The organism is Thermogemmatispora aurantia, assembly GCF_008974285.1.
Lineage (GTDB): Bacteria > Chloroflexota > Ktedonobacteria > Ktedonobacterales > Ktedonobacteraceae > Thermogemmatispora > Thermogemmatispora aurantia.
Window position 1 is genome coordinate 938107 of the sequence record NZ_BKZV01000001.1, and the last position, 17966, is coordinate 956072.

A 17966-nucleotide genomic window follows, 5' to 3' on the forward strand; every position below is an offset into this window, starting at 1 on the left:
GCAACGCGCTCGTGGCAAGCACCGGCAGTACAGCAGCAGGGGAGGCGCTCCTCTTGACAGTTGCTGGAGGCGCCTCCCCTGTCCGTCCATGCCTGGCATGGCAGAAGCTTTTTCGCTGTTTGTGCCAGGCGCTGGTGCTTAGGCAACGCTATGCTGTTCAGGCCAGGACATAGGTCTTGAACAGACAATACTCTTGCCAGCCCAGACGCCGATAGACATTCAGACCCATTGGTGTGGCCTGCAAGGTCGCGCGACGGTAACCCAGCTGCTCAGCCGTGCGCATGGCTGCCAGCGTCATAGCTGTACCAACTCCTCGACGACGCGCCTGGGGAAGGGTGGCCACGCCGTAGAGACCAGCCAGACCCCCACCGAAAGTCAGCAGGGCCGTCCCGACTGGCTCCCCATGCCAGAAACCCAGGAGATAGCGCACCTGCTGGCCCGGCAGGAAGCCATAGCGCTGGTAGAGATCGAAGAAGACCGCTCTGATCGGTTCAGGGAAACCAAAGCCATCGCAGAGCACCTGCAGCCAGGTCTCCATCGCCCGCGCCTCGCCGACCTCCTCGACAACCAGATCTTCGGGCACCGGGGGCGCCGCTGCCGGTACCGGCTGCCCTAGATCGATCGCCATGCCCGGGACCTCCTCATCCAGCCGACAGCCCTGCGCCTGCAGACGCTGTTCGAGGTCCCCGGGACGCGACGAGGGAGCCAGTAGCCAGGTCAGAGGCACCTGTCGGCGTCGCGCCTCCGCACAGAGGGCCGCGATCTGCTCATCCGCCTCCTGCTCAGCAAGCTGGCAGCGTATCACTCCGTTGCCGAAGAAGACCGGTCGTCCGCTGAAAAAGAAGAGCAGGCCATCACGCTGGTGAAACTCACCGCCCAAGGCCCGCCCAAGGTGGGCATAGGCTTCAAATAGATTGGCTTCCATAGCTGCTAGCAGCTCGGGCGAGGGTCCTGTCCCCGACTGCTCCATTGCCTCTGTCATCGCTTTTCCTCCTGCTAGACTCTCTTTCATCGCTAGCGCGCTCTCACTGGCTACTCTGGCTACTCGCCGGCATGCTCTCCCAGGATCTTCCCGAAGCGCTGCACCTGCTGCGGGTTGCGCAGCTGAAGAGCAATCAACAGCCCCAGACCAATGACTAACCAGGCAGCAGCAATGTAGGGTGCCAGGTTGAGCGGGAACTGCGGCACTGGCACAATTGAGCTGTAGATAGTAAAGGCGCAGATCACGATCGCAATCAAGGGCAGCAGGATGTCGAAGACCAGGGCCAGTGGCGTGCCCTCACCGCGGACCCGGGCCTGGATGGAGGCCACAATCCCGGATAAGGCTACCAGAATGTAGGCCAGCAGAATGCCAAGCGAGGCTGTCGTCGCCATGAAGCCGAAGAAGAGGAACGGTCCCAGCTGTATCCCCAGGGCAGCCCCCAGCAGCAGCGTGAGAGCCAGCACCACCAGAATCGCAACCCAGGGCGTCTTGTAGCGAGGATGGGTCACGGCGAAGGCCGCCGGTAGACCGCCATCACGCCCGACGGCGAACATCATGCGCGAAGCCAGGATGACCCCCGCAAGCGTGGCGCTAAAGGCCCCAATGGCAACCATGAGGTCAATGAGAGTCGCCAGGAAAGCCCCAGCGTAGCGTGTGGCCAGCGTGTCCAGGGGCGCTTCGTCATTGGCCCACTGACCGATGTGGGCCACGCCGTAGCCGTTGGCCATCGCGAAGGAGACCAGAACATAGTAGATGATGGCCACAAGCACCGCTGTCAGAATGGCCCAGGGAATAGCCTGACGCGGACGCTGTGTCTCTTCTCCGAGCACCGCCGCCGCCTCGAAGCCAATAAACGAGGTGAAGCTAAAGATGGCGGCGAAGAAGAGCGAGGACCAACCGCCGGCCAGTCCAGCCGGCGACAAGGGGGTGAAGCTAATGCCGCTCGCTCCACCACGGGCCAGGATAATCACAGCCAGGGCGAGGACCGAGAGCAGACCGATAAAGGAGAGCAGTAGCTGCGTTCGCGTCGAGAGCCGGACATCAAAGAAGGCCAGGACAAAGAGAAGCACCAGTAAGATACAGAAAATGACGAACCAGTGAAGCGTCAGCCCCAGATGTTCCAACAACTGATCAAGAAAGATACTGGAAATAGCAAGTGTGAAGGAAGCCCCAGCAGCAAAAGCTCCGCCATACATCCAGCCGCCAATAAAGCCAGCCTGCGGCCCCAGCCCGTGCGCAATATAGGTATAGAGGCCACCAGCACTGGCAATGCGCCTGGTGAAGCGAATGATGACGTAGGCCAGACAGAGACTGGCGAGGCCAGCGACGACATAGGCCAGAGGCACAGCAGCCCCCGCCGAAGCGGCGGCAAAGGAGCTGGAGAGCGCAATCCCCATCTCCAGCGAGAGCAGAGCCACCGACTGAGCAACGGCGTCGAAGAGACCCAGGCTGTCCTTGCGCAAGGCATAGACCTGCGCCTCGCTCTGAGACAACAGCCCCGATGAGGTCTGCATCTGGCTTTCACTCATCTTGCACCATTCCTTTCTCTTCTCATCTCAACTCTCATAAGCACTTGCTCAGCGTCCCTGGCCCCTCACCTGTCAGGCCAGTCTGGCCCCGGCGAAGCCAGGTTCGCCGCCACTGAGTGCTCACCCTATGGCTCCCATCCCCCAGGACCGGGAACAGAGCCGGGCCTCGGCCACCCAGCTGGCTCGGTCTGACCTAGAGCGCCTTCCTGGAGAGGACGCCCCTCCCCTGACCAGCCAGCGAGAGCGCCGGGAGCAGCAGCAACGGAAGACACCTTTTGTACAGCTGGACTGGCCCCTATCGGCGATAGGGGCGCCTGGCTATCCGGCGGTAACAGCGCCGCCAGGTCCTCTGCCTCGGGAACTAGAAAGCTGTAGATAGCACCCACTGTCAGGCTGGCCAGCACAAAAAGCAAGACCCAGAAGCCCCAGTCTTCGTTGTTCAAGACCGCCGGTACTGGAGAACCAGCGAAGAAGGTGCAACCGATGGCCACACCGGTCAAGGCGATCCCGAGCACAGCAGATAGAAAAAAGAGCAGAGGAGGTACAACCCAGTGCTGGCGTAGCTGGCGACTGTAACGGCTACAGAGAAGAATACCGCACAGGAAGAGACTGATCATAGCTATGTCCCAGATGACCGAGGCCCCGTTAATGACGACCAGAAACACAGTGAGCGCTAGCTCTTGATTAGGCGCAACAGGAGCTACAAAGCAGATAACAAAGATAAAAGCGATGTTGATCAAGGTCTGTAAGAGCATGGCATTGAAAGGCACTCCATTGGAATTAAGGTGCGCCAGAGCACGAGGCAGGCGGCGATCCAGGCCAGCAACGAAGAGCAAGCGCCCGAACATAGCGTTGTAGGCTGCTGTCGCGCAAACAAAATAGACAAACACTATAATATAGTAGCAACTAGAAATAATATGCCCGAGATCGCTACCAAAAACATGGCTGAAGAGTATAGATATGAAAGCCGTCTCTTTTAACTCTGCGGGGGAAAGAACAGCCAGAACGCCAAAGGTGGCGAAGAGGTAGCCAGCGATGATGATCAGTGTGCCCCATAAGAGATAGCGTCCACTGCGCCGCTGGTCTACGACCTCTCCTCCCATGTTCAGCGGCACTGCCATGCCCAATAAGGCAACCGTGACAACGGCAAGCACGGGCAGGCTAGAGATGCCGAGCTGCCAGGACTGGGCCGAGAAGTCTCCGCGCAGCGACTGACCGCTCAGGAGCCACCCCAGACCGGCCAGCCCCACAAGTCCGAACATGAGGGCATAGGCTGCGAAGACCACATTCAAGATCCGCTGAAGCTGTCTCTGGCCGAGAGCACAGAGCAACTGCGCCACCAGCAGGACCAGGATCGCCACCACTCCCTGCTCCCAGGGAAGACTCAACCAATCACTGTTCAGACCCTGGATACTGGCGACAGCAGCCTCAGCCTCCACAGTCAACCCAATAGCCCCAGGCCACCAGTTGCAGAAAAAGCCGAGGAAGGTGTCCCAGAAATTGCCAAAGGCCCGGTTCGCCCATAGATAGACCGCCCCTTCACCGGGAAAGAGACGATAGAGTTGGGCACAGACCAGCGCTGAGGGGATGAGAAAGCAGAGAAAGCCCAGGGTCCAGTACAGCAAGCTGCCTCCCCCCGCCGCTCCTACCGTCTGGACATTGTTAATGAGCAGGACTGCAAACAAACAGAGGACGGTCAGATCCCGCGGACGGAGGACACGCGGCAGGCGATCAAGCGGAAAGCGCTCGCTGGGCAGCGCAGGACGACTCTCGGGAGCCACTTCATTGCCAACAGATGGACGCTGCTCGGGAGCTAGCGGGGATACAAAAGGCATCGTGAGTTTCTCCCTCTCTAGCTATATATATAACTATATCTATTAAATTCATTGATGAAGCTCTTCAAGAGCGATAGCTCCTCTCTGGATTAGAGAGAGAAGCAGAGGCATAATCTGTTCTGGTGAGCGACGGAGGAGGTGGGCAATCTCGGACACCGTTCGGCTCCCATCGATCAAGGCAAAAAGCAGCCGTTCCTCACGCGACCAGGACGAGAGAGGAGGCGACTGGAGCAGACGCCGAGGCACAAGATAGGACGGCCTCATCCCCTGTGAAGGCGAAGAGGGCGGAGCGCTGCGCTGGCCAGGACCCGCTGTCGGCGCTGTTGTCGTCGGCGTCAGGCCAGCAGCACCTGTCTGTTCTCCTGCCGTCAGATACCACTGTAATTCTCCTCGACTGGCAAGCCAGTCAACCGCTTGAGCACCGCTCATGAGGAGTCGCCCATCGACAAGGCTAATGATGATGCACGAGAGAGGGCGACCTTTCTGCAGCTGCAAGCTGGCCTGCCAGGCTTCTCCTTGGCGGAGCACGATGAGTGTCCCGCTCTGCTGAGACAGGCTGAGGAGGTGCAGCAGGCTCGCGAAGTCTTTGGTGTACATGGCATCGCCGTCCCCATCGTCCTCCAGCAGATCGACCAGCTCACTTGCCCTCTGGGTGGGCCAGGTTAGGAAATCCTTTCGGACCTATGACCTACCCTTGACGAGCCTAAATAAGAGCCTCCGTGGCTAGCTCAAGCTGCTCCAGATCCCTGGCGAGTTGCTGACTGGTATCTCTGAACTGGGTCGCAATCTCCTGGGCACTCTTCATAGCTTTATCCAGCTGCTCCGGTAATCTATCGCGCTCATAGGCATCAGCTATTCGAGCCGAGAGAAAGGAGATTTGCTGCAACCCATGACGCAGAGCCATCAGCGCCTCCAGGGTCTCGCTATCGCGGTTGGCCTGGGCCCGCTGGTGCAGAAAGACCAGGCGAGGCTGCAGACTCTGGCACGTTCGCGTAATCAGGGCAATATCGCGCACAATAGCCGTGTGGCGCACGGCAAGGTGCCGGCTGACCGCCGCTAAAATGGAGGTACCAATCTGCTGCTCTTCGGCAATACGCTGGGCGTCGACGGTCAGACGCCTTACCTCGTCCGTAGTCGCCGTAATCCGGCGCGTCGCCCGGCGAATGGGGCGCACTATCGGTAGAAAGACCCATGTTGCGGTCAAGACCGTCAAGAGGAGAATGCCGCAGAGCAGCAGCCAGGTGTTTCTTCCAGCCAGTCGATATATCGACCCATAAAAGAGCAGAACAAATAAACTGACAGGAATAAATGAAACAATAATCATGGATATAAGAAAGCGCAGCTTGATGCCAAAGCCTGTGCGGCGTAGCAGGGTCGCCAGGTCGAGAGAAGCCTCCGGCCACGGGTCCTGTCTCGCCTCATACCCCGTTTGTAGCTCTAGACTACGATCCGCCAACATTTGGGCGCTCCTGTCAGAGGATAGGAAGAACGCTTGAACAGTTTCTTCTACACAGCTAGAGAGTATAGCACCTATCTAAACCAGATGGATATTAATAGCCTATAAAAAAATGGCACCCTATGCTAAAAGAAGTTATACAAGAAAGCTTCTGATGAGACGGTCTCGGGAGAGGAACCCACCAGCACAGGGAGTCGTCGGCTGCAGGGGCCAGAATAGTGAGGACAGATGATATAGTGCGGTGGGGCAGATAGAGCGCAGCAGCTTTTGCCAGGGTCGAGACCACTGACTGGCCCGATTTTTCACCAGACAGCTAGCAAAGAGCAGGTGTAAGCCTGACCAAGAGGTTTTCACCGCTTCCTGACTGTGTGCTATCCCTCGGGTAGCAGGCCCGATCAGACCCATAAAGAGCCGTCGGGAGATCAGGCAGACCTGGGACTGGATTGACAAAGACTGGCCCTGTCGTCTATAGTATTTTACTAGTCACTCGCCTATGTGCCTGCCCAGGAAGTAGCTCGGAGAGCCGTACAGGGTCACCCGTACTCAGCCCATGCTGTCGCTCTCCCTGCTTGACCTGACAGCCAGTTGCTTCGCGCGCGTCGCCCACCTTCATACTACTCCAGTACGTGAAGCAGCCGTTTTCAGACAATCAAGCATCAGGCTATGATGGATCTTTTAGCTTATGACAACTGAAAACGTGCCCCCCGAGCTGATCGCCGAGGCTCAAAATCTTGACACGCCTCCTGAGCGGTTGAGCGAGCTAAGTCATCAGCCAGCCTTACGTCCCCTGGTCGCCGCCAATCCGGCAACACCGCCCGTTGTGTTGGAGCAGCTCAGCAGGGAACGCGATTTGACTGTACGCCGGGCTGTGGCACGCAATCCGAACACCTCGCTTGACCTGCTGCTGGAGCTGGCCCGCGAGTTCCCCCATGAATTTCTAGCCAATCCCATCCTGCCTCTTCTGAACCTGACGCAGCCCGATTTTATTAAACAAGCCTCGCCCCAGGCGTGGCTGCAGCTCTTGCGCTGCGAAGAGACCCCCCTGCTCTGGCTGCGCTGGCTCAATGAAGATGTGAATCTCAGCCGCATTCGTTGGTTCTCCGATGAAACCATGTGGGCCTTACAGTGGCATGTCGCCATCGCGGGTGAGATCTCTGAGTTTAACGAACAGCGGCAGCGCTTCGTCAGCGAGGCAGTGGCTGACTACGAGCGGCGTAGCAGCCAGGTTGGCCTTTATCCGCGTTCCTTCAGCTCGACGCTGGTGCTTCTGACCCTGGCCATACCCGATCTCTATCCTGAGCTGGTCGAGGGGATCTACTCGCCTGACGACGAATGCTGGCGTCGGCTCTTGCTAGCCTGCTATCCCTATCTGCACCAGGAGACAGTGCTCAAACTGGTCAGCGAGGGGCCGCTAGCGGTCCGCGCCGAGGCTGTCAGGCTGCTACCACTTCCGCCTGAGCTACTCTATGAACTGGCACGTGCTCCAGAGGTAGAGATCCGCAGCGCGGTGGCGGCTAACCCTGCCACTCCTCCCACACTTTTGTTGACCTTGACGGAGGATGCCAGCAGCCAGGTACGCAGCACGGCGGCTCGGCATCCCCAGCTACCCGCAGAGAGATTAGCTCACCTGGCCAGGAGTGGTGAGCCGGAGGTGCGGCGGGCTGTGGCTGGCCATACCGCGCTGGGAGCTATCGAGCGTGAACTGCTCGCCACCGATGCCAGCGTCGAAGTACGGGCCGCTGTCGCACCACACCTGCCGCCTGAGAGTGCCTTCCTCCGGCGTCTGGCGGAGGATGAGGCCAGTCAGGTGCGGGCTGCCGTCGCTTCTCACTCAGCCCTGCCCACAGCGCTCAGTGCCTCTCTGGCAAGGGATTCCGCTTTAGAGGTTGTGCTCTCGCTGGCAGGCAACCCATGTCTGCCCCCCAAGCTCGCCGAACAGCTCTGCGCACACTCGCAGGCGATGGTCCGTTGGCGGATAGCTTCCCACCCGGCGCTGGCGCCAGAGACCTTGCGCCATCTGGCATCTTCCCACAGGCAGGATCGTTCCCTGCTCGCCGGTCTGGCCCGCAATCCTAACACGCCCGCCGATGTCCTGACGTGGCTTGCAGAACTTGACGATCGCGAGATCCATCTGGCCCTGAGTCAGCAGCCAGAGCTGCCCGCACCCCTGCTGGAGCGTCTTGCCGCCCGCTATCTGAGCGAGTGGCGCCGCCAGCGCGCTGTCGTCTCGACAGATGAGGGCACTCAGCCCATTGAGATCCTTCGCTCCCTGGCAGCTCACCCTTCCTCTCCACTGACACTGCTAGAGCAGCTGCTGCGCCTGAACGATAGCGAGGTGGCGATCGCGGTCGCGACTCACCCGCGGACCATCACCCAGGGCCAGAGCCTGATCTTCGATTATCTGCTGGAGACGCTACGCGAAGAGATTATCAAAGCTGATCTGCCGTCGCGTCTGCGTCCGCTGTTGCTGCAACGTCGAGATCTGCCACCAGCCTTACTGGAGCTATTCGCCGAATCCGGTCGCTGGGTCGAGCGCTATCTTGTGGCTCAGCATGCGGCAGTTCCATCCACACTACTGGAGACCCTGGCCCACGATGGTAACTGCTTTGTGCGCGCCGCCGCCCGCGCCCGACTAGCCAGTCAGTCGAGGGATTGACAGGCATCAGGCTTTTTCCTACACTAATAGCCTGACACTCCCCCGGCGCAAGCCCAGGGGGTGTTTCCTTCATCCAGCCACCTTGCCTGTCTTGGCGCTGCCAGAATGAGTAGCGGGTGTCTGTTCAGAAGCGCTTCGCCTCTGCTGAGAGAGGCCCGTTTCCGATTCCCCAGCGGTACAGTTGAAAGCCTTTGCTAAGATGTTCTTCGCGGCATTGTGGTCGCGGTCAAGCACCAGCCCCCAACGTGGGACATGCGTCCTGACGGAGAGGCTTCCTGACTCGTGAATGCTGGATTAACCGCGATGACAGGAATGTCATGCACCTGTTCACAGTCGTGCAACCAGGAGAGGAAGCGCTCCATGAGGCATCACTTAGGAATCGAGGCGCAAAGCAAAGACATAGCCATTGGCAAGTTGTGAGTAGAAGCATTGCCGGCCATTTCTGCTGGTTCCACGAGGATTCATCCACAGGCACAGGCACTTGTTACGGATAAACTGCGTCACCCGTCTCGCCTCTTCAATGGCGTCGTATTGTGCCTGATTGCCGCGGCTCTTGCACTCGTAGATTAACATGAACTCTTGTCGGCCTGAATGAACAGCGGCAGCCAGACTGCCTGGCGGCTGGAGCCTTGACAACTGCTCGCTCGACGTTCTATGGTGGTTGCTATCTACCCAGCCCCTTTTTTTCGACAGTGGCACCCGAGAGCAGTCCTCAGCACATGCTCTGTACGCGCCATGCTTCCACCTGATATCTGATAGCTGGAACGCTAGAAGATCATCTTTCGCTGAAGACGAGGATAACAAGGAGGGTGAAAGAGTCTCATGCGACCTGATGCCCTGGCACGCTTTCTGTCCGGCCTGGTGAGCCGGCGCCTGATGATGAGCACCATGATCTGGGGACCACCCGGCGTCGGTAAATCGAGTATCGTCGCACAGACAGCACGTGCTCACAGCCTGGAGCTGATTGACCTCCGCCTCTCGCAGCTTGCCCCGACCGATCTGCGCGGTCTGCCCGTGGCTGAAGAGGGCACGGCCCGCTGGTACCCGCCCGAGTTTCTGCCGCGCTCAGGCCGGGGCATCCTCTTCCTCGATGAGCTGAACCTGGCTCCGCCGACGATCCAGGGCATCGCTCAGCAGCTGATTCTCGATCGGCGCGTCGGCAGCTACACCGTCCCCGAAGGCTGGTTTATCTGGGCCGCCGGCAATCGCAAAGAAGACCGCGCCGCCGTCTTCGACATGCCCGCGCCGCTGAGCAACCGCTTCATTCATCTATTTGTAGAACCGAACTTCGATAGCTTCAAAGCCTACGCCCTGGAGCAAGGCATGCACGAACACTTATTAGCTTTTCTGGCCTTCCGCCCTGAGCTGCTGCACAGGCTTGATCCGCAGCAGCCAGCCTGGCCCTCGCCGCGCACCTGGATGATGGCCGATGCGCTCTACAAGGCTGGACTGGATATCGCCCCGGCAGTCGGCCAGGGAGCTGCCGCTGAGTTTGAGGCATTCATGGCCCTCTACGACCGCCTTCCCGATGTCGAGGCCATTCTCGAAGGCGCAGGAGAACCTATCGCTTTTCCCAGCGAGCCATCGCTGCGCTACGCCATCACAGTGGCGTTGGCGACGCGCGCCACGAGCCTGCAGCAATGCTACCAGGCCTTCGTCTGGATGAGCCAGAAAGCCCAACCTGAATGGGTACAGCTCTTCGCCACCGATCTCTTCCGCCTGCTGCGCGCACGCAACGAGCTAGGCAAGCTGGCTGCGCTGGTGCAGCGCAATCAGCAGCTTCAGAAGCTGTTTACCGAGTACATGGAGCTGCTCAATCAACAGTAATGAACGAAGGAGGGGTAACAGCTGACATAGCCAGAGAACGCCAGTGCTCAGCCATCGCCTGAACCAGCCTGCTCCAAGGAGGAGATGCCATGCAGGAGCACCACGATGTACACAAGCAGATCAGTGCCGCGATTCTGCAGCTGCGTCTACGGCAGCCGTTTTTCGCCACGCTGAGTCTCTTTGCCCAGATCAAGGTGAGCGATACCGTCGATACGGCCATGACCGACGGGCGCAGTATCACCTTTAATCCTACCTTCTGGCGTCAGCTGACGCCAGCCGAGCGCCTGGGGGTGCTCACCCACGAGGTGCTCCACGCCGCTCTGCAGCATGTGCCACGGCGCGGCCAGCGTGACCCGCACCTCTGGAACATCGCTGCTGATATCGTGGTCAACGGCATTATCGCCCATCTGGAAGGGTTAGAGTTACCCAGGGGCCATCTACGCGAGCCTGATCTGGAGAGACTGAGCGTCGAGGAGATCTATCAGCAACTACAGCAGAACCCTAGGCGCGCCTCTCAGCTACGTGTCCCTCTGGACCTCAAACAGCAGAGCCAGCAAGAGGACCCGCTATCGCACGAGGAGTATAACCGACAGCGAGACTACTGGTGGCGGGCCATTAAGCAGGCCAGCAGCACAGGAGCGCAATCTGGTCATTTTCCTCTCGGCCTGGAACGCGAGCTGGCCCGTATCGACCCGAGCCGACTGGACTGGCGTAGTTATCTCTGGCGCTTTCTGACGCAGACCCCGAGCGACTTCTCCGGCTTCGACCGGCGCTTTATTGGTCAGCGGCTCTACCTGGACGCCCAGGAGAACGAGCAGCTTCACGCCTACATCGCAGTCGATACCAGCGGCTCGATCAGCAACAAGGACCTGAGCCTTTTCCTGAGCGAGTTACGCGGTATCCTGGCCGCCTATCCCCATGTGATCGGCCAGCTCTACTACGTCGATACGGAATGCCACGGTCCCTACGAGGTGAGCAGCGTCTCCGCCGAGTTACCTCCACCACAGGGCGGCGGGGGAACAAATTTCGCCCCGTTCTTCGAGCGTATCCAGACTGAGCACGAACCGTGGCAGAACGCCGTTTGTGTTTACCTGACCGACGGCTTCGGCTCCTTTCCCGAGGAGCCGCCTGGGCTGCCCGTGCTCTGGGTCGTAACAGGACATCACCTTGAGCGGGAAGGCTTTCCGTTTGGCGAAGTGATCGAACTGGTGCCTGATGAAGGAAACTAAGCGGCTTCCAATCCCTTTTGCGCAGGATCGGAAGCCGCCAGGGGCAGGTTACTGTCTACGGTTGTTTCTTTAGCGCTGGCTGCCAGCGGTCGCCGCTTCGAAGGCGATCGGCAAGGAACGGATCACAAAGACCAGACCCCGATTGACCATGATCGGAACGCCCGAGACACGCTCTAGCCTGCCCAGGCGTTGCAACATTAACGGCAGAGCAATCTTGGCCTCCAGACGCGCTAGCGGCGCCCCGACGCAGTAATGGACACCATGACCGAAAGCCAGATGACGGTTGGGGCTGCGCTCGATCAGGAAGCGATCCGGCTCGGGGAACTGGGCCGGGTCGCGGTTGGCCGAGGCTGTCCAGACAAGAACGTTTTGCCCTGGCGGGATGCGCTGCCCTCCAAGCTCGACCTCGATCGTTGTGCGCCGCAGCAGGAACCAGACCGGCGGTAGGAAGCGCAGCACTTCCTCGATGGCCGCCGGCATCAGCTCTGGCTGGCGACGCAGTCGCTCCATGACGTCGGGATAGTCGGTGAAGCAGACGATAGCATTAGCGATCAGGTTTTTGGTGGTCTCCTGACCAGCGGCCAGCAACAGGACACAGAAGCTCAACAGCTCATTCTGACTGAGTTTCTGCCCATCGACTTCGGCCTGACAGAGCGCGCTGATCAGGTCCTCCCGCGGCACCCGTCGGCGCTCGGCGATCAGATCCGTGAAGTACTCCTCCATCTCTTGGCGCATCGTCCGCCCGGCCAGGCGCCGCGCCGGTGGAGCGGAAGGATCAGCCTGCGCCCAGCGCTGGAAGATGTCCCAATCCTGATCAGGGACACCGAGAAGCTCGGCGATCACTTTGGCCGGCAAGGGGAAGGCAATGTCGGCCACCACGTCTAGCTCTCCTTTGGCCAGCACTGCATCCAGCAGCTCTTGCGTGATCTGCGTGATGCGATCCGCAAGACGCGCCACAGCTCGCGGTGTGAAAGCCTGGTTGACCAGGTTGCGCAGCTTGCGATGCTCCGGCGGATCTTTAGCCAACAACGTTCCTTCAAAAAACGCTCCAACGTCCTCAAAGGCGTTGGAAGAAAAGCGCGCATAGTCCGTGAGAACATTTAAAACATCATCGTAGCGAAACACTTGCCAGATGCCAGTACCTTCGTGAAAGAAGACCGGGTGCGCCTCGCGCATGGCCGCAAACCAGGCAAAGGAGCGCTCGGTATCTTCCAGGGGCTGCAGCCCGAAGAGCATGGGGGCCGTTGCGCGCAAACCGGGTTGTGATTGCATTGCTGCTATATCCTTTCCTCTCCAGACGTCTCGCTGGCAATACCGTCAAAGAAAATCTGTGCCACCTGCGCCACGAGGCTCTCGGCAGAGAGCTGCTCGCGCTCAAGCACAGACTGGTACTTGTTAAAGAGTAGCAGGTGCATAAATGTCTGTAGCAGCAGATCGGTCGAGAGCGTGTCGCGGAACTCGCCATTGCGCTGGCCTTGTTCAATCATGGCGCGAATGGCGGCACTGATCGGTTCCAGGCGGGGACCAAGACGCTCTTTGAGGGCCTGACGCAGGTCTCCGCCATAGGTGAGCAGCTGTAAGAGGCGCGCATGCAGGCCACTGCGCTCTAGATAGACATACTCTAGAATGCGCCTGAGTCCGCCACGAGCCGTGCTGGCAGCGCTTTGGGCCTGAGCGACAGCGCGAGCGAACTGCTCCAGATGACGCTCGAAGAGAGCGGTGATCAGCTCGTCCTTACCACCCGGAAAGTGTTGATAGAGCGTCCCCTTGGCGACGCCGCAGCGGGCCGCGATCTCATCCATCGTCGTTTCGTGATAACCTCGCTCCTCGAAGACCTCCTCCGCCACATTGAGAATCAGCTCTGTGCGTACTTCGCGCAGCCGCTCTTTTAAGCGCTGCCGCCCCATCTCACTCCCCATCGGCTCATTCCTCCTCTGTTATGGTTGATGCTGCTCCCTTCCTCAGACCAGGAAGGCAGGCCCTCCGCTCCACGCTCTCTTCAACCACATTGAACTTTCCAGTCATATTTTAGACGTATGAGTCAAGGTAAGCCAGACGTAGATCAGATAGGAGCCGCCAGAGAGGCAACAAGACCAGCTCCCGCAAGAGCAGGACGCCTTGCCGAATGGTTGACATTCCAGAGGCAATTGCCTATCCTGGAAAGGCGGCTCGCCGCCAGGCCAGGGTCGGCGAGCCGGTGGCAGCAAGCAAGACTACAAGAAGCGGCCAGGCAAGACCACAGCGAAAGAGAGGTCCCATGAGCGAACCACGAACAGCGATGGATGTCCGACCGGGCTACCGAGGCCGGGCCTTCACCTCCGATCTCACCGGACAGGAATTTTGGCTGGTTGTCGACAAGGGTTTTCAGCCCCTGGGTTTGGTGATGGGCAACTGCATTTACTCAATGGGCGCCATTCGCAACTGGCTGGCGGGGATCAAGTCCCACTTCCAGGGCGAGCTGAAAGAATACACCCAGCTAATGTATCAGGCACGCGAGCTGGCCTTGAGCCGTATGCAGTTTGAGGCTGACCAGCTCGGGGCCGATGGTGTTATCGGCGTCGACATCCAGGTTCAGTACCTGCATAACGGAGAATGGATGGAGGTGACGGCTATCGGTACCGCGGTGCGCTGGGTCGGTAGCGGTCCCAATATGCCGCCTACTGGCCAGGGCCGCGTCGTTATCCCCGTAGGGCAGTAACAGCCCCCTCCTGATGTACTGGCGCTGCCAGCTCCAGCGGCAGCTTCTTTTCTGATCTGACCTGATCCGAAACGGCTCATTCGCTGCTGATTGGTGGGGCAGCGCCTGGCCCTCTCGGCCCGACCTGACCACGCTGAGGCTGGCTGTGCTTTGACGAGCAGGTCAGCTCCGTCCACACCACATCGGGCAAGATGAAGAGAGCGCCGATCCCGCTCTATTTCACAATGGCATAGGTAGCCGCACGAGCAATGAGAATGAGAACGGAGCAGTAAAGCATGGAACGGCAGACTCGTGCTTTTGATCTGGCTCAGGTACGCGCGGAGACGCCAGGTTGCACCGAAGTGCTGCATTTCAATAACGCCGGGGCCGCCTTGATGCCTCAGCCAGTAGTGGAAGCCGTGAGCGCTCATCTCCAGCGCGAGGCACGTCATGGCGGCTACGAAGCAGCCGAGGAGGCGCGTGAGGCTCTCGCCCACGTCTATGAGGCGGTGGCCATGCTGCTTGGCTGCCAGCCGAGTGAGGTGGCCCTGGTGGAGAATGCCACCCGTGCCTGGGATATGGCTTTCTACGCTATTCCGTTTGCGCCCGGCGACCGGATTCTGACAGGCATGGCTGAATATGCCAGTAACTATCTGGCCTTTCTGCAGATGACCCGCCGCACTGGTGTCCGCGTCGAGGTGATTCCTGACGATGAATATGGCCAAATCTCTCTGAGCGCCCTGCGCAACGCCATCGATGAGCACGTACGCGTGATCGCTTTGACGCACGTGCCGACTAACAATGGCCTGGTGAATCCTGCGGCTGAGGTGGGGCGTATCGCCCGCGAGGCTGGTGTGCTCTATCTGCTGGATGCGACGCAATCGGTTGGCCAGATGCCACTGGATGTGCGCGCGCTCGGCTGCGACATCCTGGCTGGCACGGGGCGTAAGTTCTTGCGTGGTCCGCGTGGTACAGGATTCTTGTATGTGCGTCAGGAAGTGTTAGCGCAATTGGAGCCGCCGCTCATCGATCTACATGCCGCCAGCTGGACGGCGCCCGACCAGTATGCCTTGCGTCCCGATGCGCGTCGCTTCGAGTGCTGGGAGGCAAGTATTGCCAATCGCCTGGGCCTGGGGGCCGCTATCGATTATTTCCTGCAATGGGATCAGCAACGTCTCTGGCGCCGTGTTCGCGATCTCGCCTATCTGCTGCGTACACGTCTCACTCCGCTGCCAGGGGTCATTGTCCATGATCGGGGAGTGGTTCAGGGCGGCATTGTGACCTTCACGGTGGAAGGCTGGGAGGCCGAGATGATCCGCCAGGCTCTGCGCCGCCAGCACATCAATGTCTCGGCGGTCTCTCAGCAGGCCGCGCTGCTGGATATGCAGGCCCACGGCCTTCAGACGCTGGTGCGCGCTTCGGTACATTACTACAATTCGGAGGAGGAGGTCGAGCGTTTCGCTCGGGCGCTGGAGCATTTGCTTGCTGCCGGCCCCACTAGCTCGCTGAGTTAAGTTTCCCTATTCTTCCCTCGCTTTGTTGCAACAGGGTATCTTTTTTGCTGTCCTCCCGTCTCCCGTTCTCACTATTGCACAAGAGAACGCAAAAGCATCAACATATACCATCTTGACTATCCGCTTGACATGATCATTGCCCATTCTCTACAATCCTCCAACAGGAGGACTCGCAAGGTAGAAGGAGAAGGTGGCGGCCAAAGCAGGAACCTTGCGGGGGGAGAAGAGCGCTATGGTCAGTCGAATCGATCAGCGGCTTGGAGGCTATCGGCTGGTGCGCCTGCTGGGCCAGGGCCATATGACACGTGTCTATTTGGGAGAGCACCTGCGCACGGGGGCCCAGGCGGCGCTGAAGGTGGTCGAGGCACAGCTCTCCAGCCAGGAACTGGCCGAGCTGCTGATCCGCGCACAAATTTTGACACGGCTGGAGCATCCGCACATTGTGCGTGTTTTCGATTTTGGGGCGGAGGATGGGCAGCCGTTCATCGTGATGGCCTACGCCCCTCATGGGACGCTGCGCGAGCGGCATCCGCGAGGTATTCCTTTGCCTCTGCCAACAGTGGTTTCCTACGTGCGCCAGGTGGCTGCGGCCTTGCAGTATATCCACGGCTATAAGCTCATCCATCGCGATATCAAGCCGCACAATATGCTGCTGGGGCCGGATAACCAGGTCTGGCTAAGCGATTTCGATATTGCAACGGTGGCGCGCAGCGCGGGCTACCGCCGCGAGAAGCTGCAGGCTTTCGAAGGCACGGTTCCTTACGCGGCGCCGGAGCAGCTGCGCGGACGTCCCCGGCTGGCCAGCGATCAGTATGCTCTGGGTGTGGTGGTCTATGAGTGGCTGACGGGCGAGTGGCCATTTCTTGGCACGACCCAGGAGATCGCTCTGCAGCATCAGATCGCACCTCCGCCACCGCTGCGCGAACGCGCTCCGACGCTTCCTCCATTAGTGGAACAGGTGGTGCTGCGCGCTCTGGCGAAGGACCCGAATGAGCGCTTCCCCTCAGTAGAGGAGTTCGCCCGTGAGTTGGAGCGCGCCAGTCGCCAGGAGCGCCTCCCGCTTTCTTCTCTGCCACGCTCGCAGTTTAAATCGCCGCTGCCCTTTGCCCCGGCTGCTGCTCAGTCAGCGGCAGCACCAGCCGCTGAGTTGTCTCCCTCTTCCGTGGTGACCACGCCCCGCCTGGTTTATCGCGGTCACAGCGCTCGCGTGGCCTCGCTGGCCTGGGCCAGCCACGGGCGCTATCTGGCCTCCAGTAGTCAAGATGAGAGCGTCCAGATTTGGGACAGCCGCAGCGGTGAGACGCTGCTTGTACAGCACGGTCTCTCGCTGGAGGCACCGGTGATCGCCTGGTCACCCGATGGGCTCTATCTCGCTATGACCGATGGTCTGCTGTCTGAGGTGGTTCAGCTGCTCGCCGTTCTTCCCCACGACGCCCGAGCGGCCCGGCTGGAGTCGCCCGCCGGTGCACGTTATGAGGGTCTCAACGAGCGTATCCTGGCACTAGCCTGGTCGCCCGATGGGAAGTATCTGGCCGCCGCTGGCGAGGAGCAGGTCGTCCTGGTCTGGGAAATGGCTACGCGTCGCGTCGTCTGCACCTACCGCGGTCACCACGGCAGCATCGCCGCTCTGGCCTGGTCGCCCGATAGCCGCCAGCTCGCCTCTGGCGGCGAGGATCGCACGGTCCATGTCTGGGAGCCAACAGCGAGCACCGGGGGGAACATCCGCATTTATTACGGCCACCATGATAAGGTCAATGCTGTAGCCTGGTCGCCCGATGGACGCTTTGTCGCCTCTGCCAGCGATGATCAATCGGTCCAGGTATGGGAGGCTCGCGACCCGCGCGGCCTCGACAGCGGGCGCGAACCCCTCTGTTACTACGGCCACGACGGCGGCGTGACCTGCGTGGCCTGGTCCCCTGATGGTCGCCTGCTCGCTTCCGGGAGTGTCGATGAACAGGTCCATGTCTGGCGGGCCGACGGTGAGGTTGCCCCCGTCACCCCGCTCCTGAGCTATCGCGGCCACAGCGATTGGGTGAGCACCGTGGCCTGGTCACCCACCGGCGACGCCCTCGCCTCCGGCTCGTGGGATGGCACTGTGCAGATCTGGGAGCCTTTCAGCGAGAAGGCCGCTGCCACGGACAACTAAGTAAGGGAGGGCACTATCAGACCGCCTCCCACTCCTCCTTGTTCAGTGCCCCTCCTTCTCTGCACCTGGGCAGCCTTGGCTCCTTTCGCTGCTCCCCTACTACGATAGGGGTCTT

General features: G+C 60.0%; 14 protein-coding genes. 7 read left to right on the plus strand and 7 right to left on the minus strand.

Going from position 1 to position 17966, the window contains the following annotated elements; all coding sequences use genetic code 11:
- Positions 1 to 157: 157 nt before the first annotated feature.
- From KTAU_RS03665 to KTAU_RS03675, 3 genes are all read right to left on the minus strand, one after another.
- Positions 158 to 982: a GNAT family N-acetyltransferase gene (locus KTAU_RS03665; protein WP_151727071.1), complete on the minus strand. Its 825-nt coding sequence runs from the start codon at positions 980 to 982 to the stop codon at positions 158 to 160.
- 59 nt (positions 983 to 1041) lie between these two features.
- The gene (locus KTAU_RS03670) at positions 1042 to 2511 is read right to left on the minus strand and encodes an APC family permease (RefSeq protein ID WP_151727072.1); all 1470 of its coding nucleotides are present in this window, start codon (positions 2509 to 2511) and stop codon (positions 1042 to 1044) included.
- Between the two features lie 125 nt (positions 2512 to 2636).
- The gene (locus tag KTAU_RS03675; RefSeq protein ID WP_151727073.1) at positions 2637 to 4346 is read right to left on the minus strand and encodes an APC family permease; all 1710 of its coding nucleotides are present in this window, start codon (positions 4344 to 4346) and stop codon (positions 2637 to 2639) included.
- 414 nt (positions 4347 to 4760) lie between these two features.
- Between KTAU_RS03675 and KTAU_RS03680 the strand changes: the two genes are divergently transcribed.
- Positions 4761 to 5012: a hypothetical protein gene (locus KTAU_RS03680; RefSeq protein ID WP_151727074.1), complete on the plus strand. Its 252-nt coding sequence runs from the start codon at positions 4761 to 4763 to the stop codon at positions 5010 to 5012.
- Positions 5013 to 5049: 37 nt separating this feature from the next.
- On the opposite strand, the gene KTAU_RS03685 is transcribed toward KTAU_RS03680, so the two are convergent.
- On the minus strand, positions 5050 to 5805 hold the full coding sequence (locus KTAU_RS03685) for a hypothetical protein (RefSeq protein WP_151727075.1): 756 nt from the start codon (positions 5803 to 5805) through the stop codon (positions 5050 to 5052).
- A gap of 679 nt (positions 5806 to 6484) precedes the next feature.
- On the opposite strand from KTAU_RS03685, the gene KTAU_RS03690 reads away from it, so the two are divergent.
- Positions 6485 to 8458, plus strand: a complete 1974-nt coding sequence (locus KTAU_RS03690) for a variant leucine-rich repeat-containing protein (protein WP_151727076.1) — start codon at positions 6485 to 6487, stop codon at positions 8456 to 8458.
- Positions 8459 to 8830: 372 nt separating this feature from the next.
- Here the strand turns inward: KTAU_RS03690 and KTAU_RS03695 are convergent, their stop codons facing one another.
- Complete coding sequence (locus KTAU_RS03695; RefSeq protein ID WP_151727077.1) at positions 8831 to 9031, minus strand: hypothetical protein; 201 nt, start codon at positions 9029 to 9031, stop codon at positions 8831 to 8833.
- Between the two features lie 249 nt (positions 9032 to 9280).
- On the opposite strand from KTAU_RS03695, the gene KTAU_RS03700 reads away from it, so the two are divergent.
- Both KTAU_RS03700 and KTAU_RS03705 read left to right on the plus strand, forming a co-directional pair.
- Complete coding sequence (locus KTAU_RS03700) at positions 9281 to 10285, plus strand: AAA family ATPase (RefSeq protein ID WP_151727078.1); 1005 nt, start codon at positions 9281 to 9283, stop codon at positions 10283 to 10285.
- An 89-nt stretch (positions 10286 to 10374) separates the two neighbouring features.
- A complete protein-coding gene (locus tag KTAU_RS03705; protein WP_151727079.1) occupies positions 10375 to 11514 on the plus strand; it encodes a vWA domain-containing protein in 1140 nt (379 codons plus the stop codon).
- 69 nt (positions 11515 to 11583) lie between these two features.
- Here KTAU_RS03705 and KTAU_RS03710 read toward each other — a convergent pair whose 3' ends face one another.
- A complete protein-coding gene (locus tag KTAU_RS03710; protein WP_228026301.1) occupies positions 11584 to 12786 on the minus strand; it encodes a cytochrome P450 in 1203 nt (400 codons plus the stop codon).
- Between the two features lie 5 nt (positions 12787 to 12791).
- Positions 12792 to 13433 carry a TetR/AcrR family transcriptional regulator gene (locus KTAU_RS03715; RefSeq protein WP_151727080.1) on the minus strand — a complete coding sequence of 214 codons (642 nt, stop codon included), beginning with the start codon at positions 13431 to 13433 and terminating at the stop codon, positions 12792 to 12794.
- Between the two features lie 338 nt (positions 13434 to 13771).
- On the opposite strand from KTAU_RS03715, the gene KTAU_RS03720 reads away from it, so the two are divergent.
- The 3 genes from KTAU_RS03720 (at position 13772) to KTAU_RS03730 (ending at position 17851) form a co-directional block, all read left to right on the plus strand.
- Positions 13772 to 14212: a YbjQ family protein gene (locus KTAU_RS03720; RefSeq protein ID WP_112428804.1), complete on the plus strand. Its 441-nt coding sequence runs from the start codon at positions 13772 to 13774 to the stop codon at positions 14210 to 14212.
- A 275-nt stretch (positions 14213 to 14487) separates the two neighbouring features.
- Positions 14488 to 15705, plus strand: coding sequence for an aminotransferase class V-fold PLP-dependent enzyme (locus KTAU_RS03725; protein WP_151727082.1), 1218 nt, complete (start codon positions 14488 to 14490; stop codon positions 15703 to 15705).
- Between the two features lie 232 nt (positions 15706 to 15937).
- Positions 15938 to 17851, plus strand: a complete 1914-nt coding sequence (locus KTAU_RS03730) for a serine/threonine-protein kinase (protein ID WP_151727083.1) — start codon at positions 15938 to 15940, stop codon at positions 17849 to 17851.
- The last annotated feature ends 115 nt before the right edge of the window (positions 17852 to 17966 follow it).

Bases quoted from the DNA above. Each gene is read 5' to 3' on its own strand.
- KTAU_RS03665 (WP_151727071.1), bottom strand. From the start codon at position 982: ATGACAGAGGCAATGGAGCAGTCGGGGACAGGACCCTCGCCCGAGCTG.
- KTAU_RS03670 (WP_151727072.1), bottom strand. From the start codon at position 2,511: ATGAGTGAAAGCCAGATGCAGACCTCATCGGGGCTGTTGTCTCAGAGC.
- KTAU_RS03675 (WP_151727073.1), bottom strand. From the start codon at position 4,346: ATGCCTTTTGTATCCCCGCTAGCTCCCGAGCAGCGTCCATCTGTTGGC.
- KTAU_RS03685 (WP_151727075.1), bottom strand. From the start codon at position 5,805: ATGTTGGCGGATCGTAGTCTAGAGCTACAAACGGGGTATGAGGCGAGA.
- KTAU_RS03690 (WP_151727076.1), top strand. From the start codon at position 6,485: ATGACAACTGAAAACGTGCCCCCCGAGCTGATCGCCGAGGCTCAAAAT.
- KTAU_RS03695 (WP_151727077.1), bottom strand. From the start codon at position 9,031: ATGTTAATCTACGAGTGCAAGAGCCGCGGCAATCAGGCACAATACGAC.
- KTAU_RS03700 (WP_151727078.1), top strand. From the start codon at position 9,281: ATGCGACCTGATGCCCTGGCACGCTTTCTGTCCGGCCTGGTGAGCCGG.
- KTAU_RS03705 (WP_151727079.1), top strand. From the start codon at position 10,375: ATGCAGGAGCACCACGATGTACACAAGCAGATCAGTGCCGCGATTCTG.
- KTAU_RS03710 (WP_228026301.1), bottom strand. From the start codon at position 12,786: ATGCAATCACAACCCGGTTTGCGCGCAACGGCCCCCATGCTCTTCGGG.
- KTAU_RS03715 (WP_151727080.1), bottom strand. From the start codon at position 13,433: ATGGGGAGTGAGATGGGGCGGCAGCGCTTAAAAGAGCGGCTGCGCGAA.
- KTAU_RS03720 (WP_112428804.1), top strand. From the start codon at position 13,772: ATGAGCGAACCACGAACAGCGATGGATGTCCGACCGGGCTACCGAGGC.
- KTAU_RS03725 (WP_151727082.1), top strand. From the start codon at position 14,488: ATGGAACGGCAGACTCGTGCTTTTGATCTGGCTCAGGTACGCGCGGAG.
- KTAU_RS03730 (WP_151727083.1), top strand. From the start codon at position 15,938: ATGGTCAGTCGAATCGATCAGCGGCTTGGAGGCTATCGGCTGGTGCGC.